An 11,881-nucleotide genomic window follows, 5' to 3' on the forward strand; every position below is an offset into this window, starting at 1 on the left:
GGATAAACTGAAAGTGCTATTAATCGAGTTAACTTTGCCACTCTAGTTTTTTTTGATACCCTCAAAGCGGATAATATTTTCTAGCTGGATTACCATCCTCTTGGGGGTGGAACAAGTCTAAGATTCAAAATTAAGACTTAAAAATTGCTTGACTATATCTCAGCATTAAATTAGATGTGGGCATTTCTCAATATGGCAATTCACTTGATAAAACGGCTATCTGTGTTCGCTGCTATTCTAGCTCTTGTGCTTTTCATGCCGGGAATTGCCTTAGCTGCACCCGTTCAACTCCATACTACTTCTGGTGTCATTTCCGCTCAAACTCCCAAAACTGCAAGCTACTCCACCTCATCGGAGATTAACCTGACTCCCTTACAACGCCAAGAACTCCAGGCTGTGCGTCAGCGAAGAAACAGGGAAATTGAGGCAGTCTTAAACACATCGCAACGCACCCAACTTAATCACAATCTCCGGGCTGGTAATAATATCAATCAAGCCCTAGAAAAACTGCATTTGCAACCAGAACAGCAAGATTTTGTAAAGGCGATCTTGCAATTTACTAACTTGAAAATGAAAGTAATTTCATCTAGGCATTCGCTTAAATTAGACCAGAAATAATGGTTTTCCTTGTAGAGTAAAATATTGAGCCTTTGTGAGAGAAGATATCAATAATATTTTCTCTGGCAGCCTTTTGGATAAAATGCGAGCGATCGCACTTTTTATTTAAAAAATTTCATACTCAAATTCTGTTACCTAACTTATGGAAACAGTTGACTAATCTGAACTTCAATTTCTGAAAATGCAATCAAGGATAACGTTGCATCCTCCTGCAAAATCAATTGTTGATTGTAGCCTTGCAAAAATGGTTCGCGGAAAACAAAAACCTGACGCTGATTCACATCCAGAATCCAGTAGTCAGCAATTCCTGCCTTAGCATATAAAGGTGCTTTTTGTTTGCGATCGGTGTCTAGCGTTGTATCTGCTACCTCAATCAATAAAAAGATTTCATTGGGTGCAGGATGGCGATCGATGTACTTTCGCGCATCAATGCGGACAACGGCAATATCTGGTTCAGGTTCCGAGTATTGGCTTAACTGAATGGGATCTTGCACCCGAACTAAGGCAACTTCTGCTAGCAGCCGCTTGAGATAGTCAGATGCACATAGGGTTGTTGCTGCGTGTGGAGGATTTTTGGCACTCATTGGGATAACTTGCCCATCAATCAGTTCTACCCGTTCATCCTCTGTAATAATACCCGTTTCAAACATCCGGTGATATTCGTTTACAGTCCACAGGCGGACTCTAGTTTGTGTCATTGTGTATTTCCTTTAGCGATGCCTGGGTTGGGCTACGCCTACGCACATCAATTTTAGGCGATATCATCATCTGCAAAGTGCAAATATCTCTTACTCTCAACTTTTGCAGCATCTATAATTAATCTTGCCCTATTTAGTTCGTTACCATGTCGGAAGAAGATATCCGAGCCGCAAGGCTGGAGAAAGTAGAACAACTCAAGCAGCTAGGGACTAATCCCTACGCCTATCGCTGGGAATCTACCCATCATGCAGCACAGTTGCAAGAACAGTTTGCCGATTTAGCCAGTGGTGAAGAAGTTGATTTAGAAGTTGCGATCGCTGGACGCATTATGGCGCGTCGCGTTTTTGGTAAACTGGCTTTCTTCACTTTACAAGATGAAACTGGCACAATTCAGCTTTATTTGGATAAAAATCGCATCCAAGAAGGGATGGCAGATATTGATGCTGATGCCTTCAATCACTTAAAACAACTCACAGATGCAGGCGACATCCTGGGAGTTAAAGGTACTATTAAACGGACTGAAAAGGGCGAGTTATCTGTCTACGTTAAACAATATACTATCCTGACTAAATCCCTGTTGCCGCTACCCGACAAGTGGCATGGATTAACGGATGTTGCCAAGCGCTACCGTCAGCGCTACGTTGACTTGATTGTTAACCCGGAAGTGCGGCAAACCTTCCGCCGTCGCGCTCAAATTACTGCTGGTATTCGCCGTTATTTGGAACAGCGAGATTTTCTCGAAATTGAAACGCCAGTTTTGCAAAGTGAAGCTGGGGGTGCAGATGCGCGTCCATTTATCACCCACCACAACACTTTAGAAATGGAGTTGTATCTGCGAATTGCCACAGAACTTCATCTCAAGCGGTTGATTGTGGGTGGTTTTGAAAAGGTGTTTGAACTGGGACGGATTTTTCGTAATGAAGGAATTTCGACTCGACACAATCCCGAATTTACAACGATTGAAATTTACCAAGCCTACGCCGACTACAACGATATGATGGCGCTGACTGAGGGGATTATTACCACTGTCGCCCAAGACGTACTTGGCACATTGCAAATCACCTACCAAGGGGAACCTATAGATTTAACACCACCTTGGCGGCGAGTGACAATGCACGATTTAGTGAAAGAATTTACGGGCTTGGATTTTAATTCTTTCCAAACATTGGAAGAAGCAAAAACAGCAAGTAAAAATGCTAGTATTCCTGGTGTAGATGAAGCCAAATCAATTGGAAAGTTACTGAATTTAGCTTTTGAAGAGAAAGTAGAAGCTAATTTAATTCAACCTACCTTTGTAATTGATTACCCAGTAGAAATTTCGCCCTTAGCAAAACCCCACCGTTCTCAACCTGGTTTGGTAGAAAGATTTGAGTTATTTATCGTCGGGCGAGAAACTGGAAACAGCTTCTCAGAACTTACCGATCCCATCGATCAAAGAGAACGCCTAGAAGCCCAAGCTGAAAGGAAAGCTGCTGGCGACTTAGAAGCCCAAGGTGTAGACGAAGACTTTCTGACAGCCCTTGAATACGGTATGCCGCCTACGGGTGGTTTAGGGATTGGGATCGATCGGTTAGTAATGTTATTAACTGATTGTGCCAGTATTCGGGATGTAATTGCCTTCCCGTTACTCAAGCCAGAAGGCAGCGTTATTAAGCAATATAGCTATGAACAAAAAACTCAAACACTGACTATTGAATTTGACAGTGGAAGTGTTTACGAGTATTTCAAAGTCCCTCCCAGCGTCAAGGAAGACTTAGATAATGCACCGTCTAAAGGTCAACACTTTAACAAGTTCATTAAAGGGAAATTTAAATTTGAACAGTTGAGTTGAGTTAGTAACTAGGATTCAACGGTAGGGTGCGTTATGGCTTTGCCTAACGCACCATTTTTATTACCTAAGTTGCACTCACTGATTTTATATGATATTCCTTTAAAGGAATAATACAATTGACATTCCTTATAAGGAATACTATACTGTGAGGTAGGAAGTGACCTGGAGTTGGGAACTTTATCAAGATGTCAATGGGGAAATCCCTAAAGATTTGCTGGCTTTTTTCATCAGGATGATTCCCGAAGAGGAGCAACCAGAAAATCCACCAAAACCATTACTGAGTGCTTCCGAAACCAAGCGTTTGCAAATTAATCTTGGCTACCTGTGCAACAAAGGACTCGCATCACTTACCAGTGGCATCTTTGAGAAACTGGAAGATGATTTGTATGAGTTACGGATGACTAAGAGCGAACATAATCCCCGATTTATCTTAACAACTGCTACTCCTCAGAGGTTTGTGGTGCTACACGCCTTTATGAAGAAATACGACAACGCTATCAAAGATAGAGACAAAGAACCTGCAAGAGTGAGATTGCGTGAATTGCAGCAGAGGGAAAAGTCATGAAAAAGCCTAATTTTCAAGCTTGGTTGCAGCAAAAGGTAAGCGACGAACCAGAAGTGATTTTGGCGGGAAAGTTAGAGTATCTTCGCCTATATCTTACCGATGCGATGCGGGAAATACGTAATAAAGCAGGATTGACTCAGGCGCAGCTAGCGGAAAAACTTGGAGTGAAGCAAGCTGCGGTGTCTAAACTGGAGTCGGCGTTAAAAGAGCATGAATTGGAATCAGTGTTGCACTATTTACACGCCTTGGGTGCAGATTTGCTGGTAGCTGTCAAACAAGGGGATGAATTATATCAAGCCAGTGATAACGAAGGTGTATTGCTGGTAGATGTACCAGATGTGGTTTTCCAAAAGGCATTAGCGGCAAACATGAGCGTGCGGGAATATGTGCGTGTAGCCCTTGATAAGTTTTCCTGCGAGGATGATGGACTGAGAACAGCTTTGGTAAAACTGCTAGAAAGTGACGATGCAGTGGCGGTGAAAGTAAGAGCGCGTTTAGGTTCAAGGACAATCCAAGAAGTTGCTGTAGAGTTGGAAAAATGTTTGAGTCTAGTTAAAGAAGAAGATAGGCTTTTTTCTGTCAAAAATGTTTTGGCTGCTAATGTGGCGGGTGGAGAAAGCGATCGCGGAACTAGTGATGAAATTGATGAAATTGAGTTATTGGATTTAGCTGAGGAATTGCTGGAGAAATTGGCAGATTTTTAGGATGATACAGACTACAGTCTACTTTGGTGCTACATCTCCAATCTCAAGATGGAGAGTTTTGCACTTATCATTTAGACTGATAAAATAATTTTAAAATTTCAGCGACCTAATCCAGATTTGAGGTTTATCATTATTTGCAAGCCAAAGAAATTAAAAAACAATTAAGATTACTCATAGAGGAAGCATCTGTCATAGATCCTGGTTTAACGAAAAGGCTAGAAGAGATAAATCGCTGGGTGAAAGATGTCAAACCGGGTTCGCTGACTGCTAAAAGATTTGTCATCCTGTTTTTGCAACAAATAATCCAAGATGCTGAAGTTTGGCTGAGACTTAAATCATTACCATCTGAAGAAGAGCAGCAATCAGCTTTAACAATGCTGAATCCAACTTTAAAATATTGGTATGGTTACTTGTTTCCTAAATGGTTGAGTGAAAACGACCCTAAATTTTATATCTGGAGACAGAAACTGATGGCGGGGGAGTTCAATCAGGAGGATGCCAAATTAATTGGCTCTATTGCTAATAATATTAAAAGTTGTGGCGGGACAATTTTACTACGCTATATTGCAGACCTATCTATGGCAACTGATATAATTGTTAGCAGTACGCAAGAGAGTCCATTATGTATTCAACTCACTAGCGTTTCAGAAGAATTTTCTCAAGAAAAGTTTGATGATTGGGAAAATACCCTAATTTTTTGGGCAATAGATAGAGGATTATTTTTAAGTTACAATCCCCGTGCAACTGATTTTGTGAATCAGATAGTTAACATATTATTATCTAACAGCGATAATCTCAGTATAGGTAGTTATTTAAAATTTAATTTATAGTTGTCGGTCACTGTCATTGATTGGATTTGTATAACCACCTTATTACTTAACAAAGTGAGTCCTTATGGTTCAGGAAAAACAATCTGACCGTCAACAGAGATTAGACAACTTTTTACAAGCTGTAGAAGCTGCTCAAAAAGTGCAGGATGACATCATAAAGTATGGGCTTGAAGCTGCTCATTTATATTGTGATGATGTTGATGGAGATTGGCTAGAAACATGGGGAGAAGACGAAGATGGGCAGCAAAGTTTTGTAGAATTAGTGACTAATTTCCTGCAAAGTGATGATTTGGTAGCGGTGAGAGTAAGAAAGCAGCTAAAAGATAAATCGTTACAAAAAATTGCTGTTGAGTTGGAAAGATGTTTGAGCCTATCGAAAGAAGAAGAAGAGCGGATTTTTGGTGTTAAAAAGGTATTAGTGGGTAGTGTGACAGTTGCAGAAATTAATCGCGGAACTAGTGATAAAATTGATGAAATTGAGTTGTTGGAGTTAGCTGAGGAATTGCTAGATAAGCTGGTGGAAATTTTAAGTAAGCAGTAAGCATAAATAGAGATTAAGTAAATAAAAATGGGAAAAAGATTCGGTAATTCCAAATCTAAGCAAGTTCAAAAAAACCGCAATACTGAATTCTATTTTTTTCTAAAAGAAGCATCACATGTAAGCTATAAAAGTATAAGTACTGGTAAATATGAGATTGCATATTCGTTTATAGAAGCAAATTTAGACAAGTTAAATTATGAATTTCTTAATTGGCTTCAGACAAGAATACCAGATAATCTGTCTAAAATAGATTTTAAAAAAGCAATTTTATTAGGAACAAAACTTTGTGGTTTTAGTGAGATTCTTTGCAAGTTTCCTTTAGGAAATAAAGCACTAAACTTAGAAATTTCTATTAGCCAATGGGAAATTTGTGCTGAATTTATAAGTCATCAAAAAGTAAAGTTTGCAAAACTATTCTGGGCAGAAATACAATGCAATCTTAGTTTAGCCTATAGTAGCCGGATATATGGACATAAACACGAGAATATAGAAAAAGCAATATCAGCTTGCCATGAAGCATTAAAAATCGTCAAACGTGAAGATATGCCTGAAATGTGGGCATCAATCAAAAATAATTTGGCGCGGGCTTACTGTTACCGTATTTATGGAGATAAAGCTGATAATTTAGAACAGGCAATTAGCCTTTTAAAGGCTGCTTTACCAATTCACACCCGCGAATTATTTCCTAAAGAATGGGCAAAACTACAACACAATTTGGGAGATATTTATTTTCAAAGGGTTAAAGGTGATAAAGCAGAAAATTTGGACAAGGCTTTAGATTATCTTAGTTCAGCTTTGTCAGTTTATACAAAAGAAAGTTTTCCAACATTATGGGCTAATAGTTTTAACACTCTAGGTGCTATATTTTTTGAACGAATTCATGGCGATCGTGCAGAAAATTTGGAAATGGCGATCGGTTGCTTTGAAGCAGCCTTGCAAGTCCGCACCTGTGAGGCGTTACCTTATGATTGGGCACAAACAACACTAAATCTAGCAAATGCCTACCGTGAGAGAATTAGAGGCAACCAAGTTGTTAATTTGGAAATAGCTATTCAAACTTATACAGGTGCTTTGAAGGTCTATACCAAAGAGAGATTTTCTCGAGAATGGGCTATAACCCAAAACAATTTAGGAATAGCATATTTAAAGCCGCCATACCTCTACTTTGCAAAAAATCAGGAAGCAGCGATCGCAGCTTTTGAAGCAGCTTTGCAAATCTACAGTCAAGAGACATTTCCTATGGATTGGGCAATGGCTCAAAAAAATTTGGGTATTGTCTATAGCGAAAGGATAATAGGTAACAAATCAGAAAATTTGGATAGAGCAATTCAATATTATGAAGCAGCCTTCCAAGTTTTTACCCGTGATAGTTTTCCCGACTTTTGGGCTAAAAACCAAAGTAATCTGGCTATTGCCTACACACATTTAGGGAAGATTGATAAAGCGATCGCTTGTTGTCGGTTTTCCCTAGAAATCTTCACAGCTACAGCCTTTCCTTCGCAGTGTTTAACAGCTTCTAATCAACTAGGTGAGATTGCTACAAACGCAAAGCGTTGGTTAGAAGCTATCGAAGGATATAGCCTAGCCATTGAAGCAGTTGAAACGAGTCGTTCTTGGGCAAAATCCGAATCACGTCGTCAGGAAATTCTAGAAGAATCCATTGATGTTTATCAAAAAATGGTGCAAGCTTGCATCAACGCTGGACAAATAGAAAAAGCCTTTGAATACTCCGAGCGATCGCGTTCCAAACGCCTGGTAGACTTAATGGCAAGTAACGATATCTACCAAAGCGGCGAAATTCCTCCAGCAGTTGAGAAGTTATTGCAGCAGTATGAAAAACTGCAACGGCAAATTGACCAAGAACGCCAAAGCCATAAATCTGAAAATAATCGCAGTGAAACACGCGCTGCATTCCAAGCTTATAATGAAGCGATCGCACTTTTAGAAACCCAAAAACAACAAGTTTGGGAAAATCTCAGACGCGAAGATCCCGTATTAGCTGGCGAAATTCAAGTTAACCCCCTCAGCTTGTCAGAAATTCAAAAGCTAATTGACCAAGCCAATACAGCTATCCTCAGTTTCTACACTACCAACAGCGACACTTATATTTTTGCCGTCCAGCAAAATAAAATTACTCTCCACACCTGCACAGGACAAGGCTTAAATACGTTGCAAGGCTGGATTAACCAAAATTGGTTATTGTCTTATATGAATGATTCCCAAAAATGGGAAACTCAAATTAACAGTATTCTCCGCGAACTAGCTGAACGTTTGCAAATACCTCAACTCATCTCCCAACATCTTCAAGGAATAGAAGAGTTAATCTTAGTACCTCACCTGTTACTCCATCAGATTCCCTTCGCTGCTTTGCCTACAGGAGAATATCAGGAATATTTAGGAGATAAATTTCTAATTCGTTACACCCCAAGTTGCCAAATTTTAGAATTTTGTCAACAACGCGATACTGTAGTGACATTTAATGAAATATCTCTGCAATATGGAACTGTAGAAGATGCTGAAGATAACCTTCCCTGTGCCAGATTTGAAGGCGAAAAACTCGCCCAAATGTATAATATCCCATTAGAAAACAGATTAATTGGCAGCAGTCAAGCCACCTCTAACAACTATCGACAGTTAGCACAACAAGTTCAAGTACTTCATTCCTGCCATCATGCCCAATCTCGCCTCGATAATCCTTTAGAATCACAGTTAAAATTAGCTGATGGTTGCGTCACATTAGGGCAATTGATGACACCAAGCTGGCGTTTACCTCAACTTGTAGAAGTGTTTTTATCTTGCTGCGAAACTAATTTGGGTACTCCTTCTCTAACTGATGATATTCTGACTCTCTCCACAGGCTTTTTGTGCGCTGGTGCTAGAAGTGTAGTTAGTACTCTGTGGTCAGTTAATGATTTAGCTACAGCATTATTTTCTCTTTTCTATTACCAGCAACGACAAGAAGGTAAAAACCGTCCTGAAGCTTTACAGCAAGCCCAAATTCAGCTACGAGAATTTACAAAAGTAGACCTAAAGAAAGTATTTCATGAAGTAGAAGCAAGGGAAAAAGAACTAATACGAAATAGAAAAAAATATCCTTCAGATTCTATCGAATATGAACAATGGAAGCGTGAATATAATATGTATGCCAAATTGAACAAACGAATTATAGAAATCGAAAATTCTCCTCAGCAATTTCCCTTTTCAGATCCTCGTTACTGGGCTGCTTTTATTTGCCACGGTTTTCGGTGATAGGTCATAAGCTTTTATTTAGCAAAACCCAATAATGAATTTAAATAATCAATACTAGAGCGATGCCTACGGCGACAAGCTACGCCCCACCTGCTATATAAAAAAATATTGGGTGGAGTGATGCCTACGGCGGCAAGCTACGTACCCCACCCAACCTAAAATAGTCTAAAATCTAACGACTAATTCGCTACCTCAGCCACTTCAATAACCCGCCCTTCATAGTCCTTGACCAAAAAATTCAGGGGCTTCTGGTTGCGAATCTTGAATTTCAAACCGCGCACTTCGACTCGCATTAAAATCATTTCCAGGCAGTCATGGTCAAAACAAACGTGGCGTTGCTGATTTTTGCTACCTAAACTCGCCCCAGTAATGACATGTAGCTGGGTGTTTTTCTTCAATTGATACCACAGCCCATCGTTGCCATTATTCATCATTTTACTAGACAAGCTCGGCCCAGTAGACATATATAGTGGATCAATGCCAGTTGCGCCGATTGTTTGTTCGTAGTTGTAGTAATAGTGCAATGGCACCTCAGCTGCTGGCAAATCTAGCAGCCCTTCATACAACTGTCGGGCAATCTCCAAATCCGACACCATTACTGTGTGTACTTTTGGGGCACTGGTGAGGAACATCCACATTGCGCCAGCGTAAGCTGCTAGCAGCATCACCATAATGCCTTGGGTGGAGAACAGGCTATCTAAGGGCAGGGAAGGCAGAAAGGAGCCTAAGGTAAGGGGACTGAGCAGGAACGATATCACACTAACTGCTATAACCATGAACAAATAAGGATTCTATAAGGGAGCCGATTTTATGATTGTCGATTAAGACTAAAATTAAGTCTTTGTTTCTAGTTTATCAATACTCAAGTAGTCTGAGTTTGGTCTACAAACTGGGCAACACCAAGATATTATGCGATTAACTACGGGAGTGCAATTCCCAAAACTATTTTAACAACTATCAATCGAAAGGCTTATGCAAATTCCTCATTTTCCGGAAGCTAATCACCCCCTGGTGAAGTCGCTGTTCCATCACAGTGACCATGAATTACTGACCCTGTTTCAGCGCAATCCAGATGCCGGAAAGTACTTTACGGTGATTTTTTGCCGCTATAGTCCCATAGTGTATACCTTAATTCGGCATTCGGCGCGATCGCCTGTGCAGGCAGATTATCTGTTTGCCCTCACCTGGCGGCATATCTACTACGAACTTGGTGGACTTAATTTAACCGGCTCTGAATCAGGCGAGGAAGCCTTAACGATGCAAAATTGGTTAATTAATATGACAGCTTTCTGTATTAACGAGATTAAACTACCACCCACAGAAGCAATTCATTATTCTCTGCAAGCGACTTCGCCGCCGCTATGGTGCTATGTAGAACAGGCGTTAGACCAACTACCGCCAGTTTTGCGATTAATCGTGTTAATGGCTCAAACTTTCCATTGGAGCGAAACTAGAATCGCTGCCTATCTGCAAGCCGAAGGAGAAGCGATCGCACCTAACGAAGTAGCCAATTTTCTCCAGGAAGGCTATCGTATGCTAGAGGACAAATTACCCATAGATATCCGCGCCATATACTTTGGAGAAGATTTACCCCAATCATAATTTAAGTATAAATTCGTATATTTATTGTCTTCAATTTAAAAATTTAAAACTTCTTCTTAGACCTTCTACTTAAACCCACAAAATTACGGGTAATTTTTATGAAAGAATGGCTTGTATTTCCAAAGCAAAAGCTAGGCTTAATTTGTGTAGGTAAGTCACTGCGTTGCTCTGGTCAAAAGAGTTGTAGCAACTGGCGTGCGATTTCTCATCCTCAGATACTTTTACAGAGCTTTTTACTGTTTACTTTTTTGCTCAGTCCTATAGCTGCGGGTGCGGTTGATATTACGCAACAACTCCACCGCCCTTTAAATAGTTCCGTTGGGGGACAATCAAGAGATGAAGCAGACAGTTTGCTGCGGATCGCTCAACAACAGTACGCCTCAGGATATGCCGAGAAAACAATTGCGTCTTCCTTACGGGCACTGGAAATATATCACTCAATTGGCGACCTGAAAGCACAAGGTCTAACTTACAATTTGCTTGCCAAGGCTTATGTCCAGGTTGGTAGTTTAAAAGAGGCAGAAGATTCTTTACGACGAGGATTAGCGATCGCTCGTGATACTAAAGATTTCCAATCTCAGATTTTTGTGCTAAATAATATCGGTACATTTTTGCTGCAACTAGGAGAATTTCCTGCTGCTGGTAAAACAGTTGAAGATGCACTCGCAATTGCTCACAATGTCAAAAATATTGAAGGTGAAGGACTGTCTTTGAGTAACTTGGGATTAGTAGCAGCTAGGTTAGGAGATTACAACAAAGCGATTAAATTGTATGAAAATGCTTTAATTTTCCGCCGTCAGACTGGCGATGCCATCGGTGAAGCAAATACCTTGAATAATTTAGGAGATGCTTACTTAGCATCTGGAAATTATCAGGATACCATTGCTACTTATGGTGAAGCAATGCGGACAGCTAAAACTAACCGCGATCGCACTAATGAATTACGGGCAATTGACGGTTTAGTTACTGCTCATACTGCTGTAGGACGTTATGAACGAGCCTTTGATTTATTAGAACAACGTTTAGCACTCGCTAAAGAATTGCAAAATTTGCGAGAAGAATTAAAATCTTTTGAGTCTTACGCTCAGTTATATAAGCAACAAGGTAATTACGTAACTGCCCGCAATTTTTACGAAAGGGCAATTATATTGGCGCGGACATTGGAAGACAGCAAGCAAGAAGTGCAATTGCTGGATCAGCTAACAAAAATGCTTCAGCAGAAGTAGGAGCCATTCAATAATG

General features: G+C 40.2%; 11 protein-coding genes. 9 read left to right on the top strand and 2 right to left on the bottom strand.

The genetic code is table 11. The annotated features are described in order from the left end of the window. The first annotated feature begins 192 nt into the window (after positions 1-192). Positions 193-618, top strand: a complete 426-nt coding sequence (locus tag V7L01_RS25915; protein WP_335039862.1) for a hypothetical protein — start codon at positions 193-195, stop codon at positions 616-618. Between the two features lie 140 nt (positions 619-758). Here the strand turns inward: V7L01_RS25915 and V7L01_RS25920 are convergent, their stop codons facing one another. Continuing rightward, positions 759-1,316, bottom strand: coding sequence for a Uma2 family endonuclease (locus V7L01_RS25920; protein ID WP_335039864.1), 558 nt, complete (start codon positions 1,314-1,316; stop codon positions 759-761). Positions 1,317-1,462: 146 nt separating this feature from the next. Between V7L01_RS25920 and lysS the strand changes: the two genes are divergently transcribed. The 6 genes from lysS to V7L01_RS25950 all read left to right on the top strand — a co-directional run bounded on the left by lysS (position 1,463) and on the right by V7L01_RS25950 (position 9,037). After that, on the top strand, positions 1,463-3,148 hold the full coding sequence (gene lysS, locus V7L01_RS25925) for a lysine--tRNA ligase (RefSeq protein WP_335039866.1): 1,686 nt from the start codon (positions 1,463-1,465) through the stop codon (positions 3,146-3,148). A 157-nt stretch (positions 3,149-3,305) separates the two neighbouring features. Continuing rightward, positions 3,306-3,713, top strand: a complete 408-nt coding sequence (locus tag V7L01_RS25930; protein ID WP_335039869.1) for a type II toxin-antitoxin system RelE/ParE family toxin — start codon at positions 3,306-3,308, stop codon at positions 3,711-3,713. After that, positions 3,710-4,417: a helix-turn-helix domain-containing protein gene (locus V7L01_RS25935; RefSeq protein WP_335039872.1), complete on the top strand. Its 708-nt coding sequence runs from the start codon at positions 3,710-3,712 to the stop codon at positions 4,415-4,417. Before V7L01_RS25930 ends, V7L01_RS25935 begins: the two co-directional genes overlap by 4 nt. 134 nt (positions 4,418-4,551) lie before the next feature. Continuing rightward, entirely contained in the window at positions 4,552-5,247 is a 696-nt protein-coding gene (locus tag V7L01_RS25940; protein ID WP_335039873.1) for a hypothetical protein, read from the top strand. 64 nt (positions 5,248-5,311) lie between these two features. After that, on the top strand, positions 5,312-5,788 hold the full coding sequence (locus V7L01_RS25945; protein WP_335039875.1) for a hypothetical protein: 477 nt from the start codon (positions 5,312-5,314) through the stop codon (positions 5,786-5,788). Between the two features lie 27 nt (positions 5,789-5,815). After that, positions 5,816-9,037 carry a CHAT domain-containing protein gene (locus V7L01_RS25950; protein ID WP_335039877.1) on the top strand — a complete coding sequence of 1,074 codons (3,222 nt, stop codon included), beginning with the start codon at positions 5,816-5,818 and terminating at the stop codon, positions 9,035-9,037. A 179-nt stretch (positions 9,038-9,216) separates the two neighbouring features. Here the strand turns inward: V7L01_RS25950 and V7L01_RS25955 are convergent, their stop codons facing one another. Next, positions 9,217-9,813 (bottom strand): glyoxalase-like domain protein, encoded by a 597-nt coding sequence (locus V7L01_RS25955; RefSeq protein ID WP_334880811.1) that lies wholly within the window; start codon positions 9,811-9,813, stop codon positions 9,217-9,219. A 196-nt stretch (positions 9,814-10,009) separates the two neighbouring features. Here V7L01_RS25955 and V7L01_RS25960 point away from each other — a divergent pair, with 196 nt between their 5' ends. Further along, a complete protein-coding gene (locus V7L01_RS25960; protein ID WP_335039879.1) occupies positions 10,010-10,639 on the top strand; it encodes a sigma-70 family RNA polymerase sigma factor in 630 nt (209 codons plus the stop codon). Positions 10,640-10,737: 98 nt separating this feature from the next. After that, positions 10,738-11,865 (top strand): tetratricopeptide repeat protein, encoded by a 1,128-nt coding sequence (locus tag V7L01_RS25965; protein ID WP_335039882.1) that lies wholly within the window; start codon positions 10,738-10,740, stop codon positions 11,863-11,865. Positions 11,866-11,881: the final 16 nt, after the last annotated feature.

The organism is Nostoc sp., from assembly GCF_036917095.1.
In the GTDB taxonomy this organism is placed as follows: Bacteria; Cyanobacteriota; Cyanobacteriia; order Cyanobacteriales; family Nostocaceae; genus Nostoc.

Bases quoted from the DNA above. Each gene is read 5' to 3' on its own strand.
- V7L01_RS25915 (WP_335039862.1), top strand. From the start codon at position 193: ATGGCAATTCACTTGATAAAACGGCTATCTGTGTTCGCTGCTATTCTA.
- V7L01_RS25920 (WP_335039864.1), bottom strand. From the start codon at position 1,316: ATGACACAAACTAGAGTCCGCCTGTGGACTGTAAACGAATATCACCGG.
- lysS (WP_335039866.1), top strand. From the start codon at position 1,463: ATGTCGGAAGAAGATATCCGAGCCGCAAGGCTGGAGAAAGTAGAACAA.
- V7L01_RS25935 (WP_335039872.1), top strand. From the start codon at position 3,710: ATGAAAAAGCCTAATTTTCAAGCTTGGTTGCAGCAAAAGGTAAGCGAC.
- V7L01_RS25945 (WP_335039875.1), top strand. From the start codon at position 5,312: ATGGTTCAGGAAAAACAATCTGACCGTCAACAGAGATTAGACAACTTT.
- V7L01_RS25950 (WP_335039877.1), top strand. From the start codon at position 5,816: ATGGGAAAAAGATTCGGTAATTCCAAATCTAAGCAAGTTCAAAAAAAC.
- V7L01_RS25955 (WP_334880811.1), bottom strand. From the start codon at position 9,813: ATGGTTATAGCAGTTAGTGTGATATCGTTCCTGCTCAGTCCCCTTACC.
- V7L01_RS25960 (WP_335039879.1), top strand. From the start codon at position 10,010: ATGCAAATTCCTCATTTTCCGGAAGCTAATCACCCCCTGGTGAAGTCG.
- V7L01_RS25965 (WP_335039882.1), top strand. From the start codon at position 10,738: ATGAAAGAATGGCTTGTATTTCCAAAGCAAAAGCTAGGCTTAATTTGT.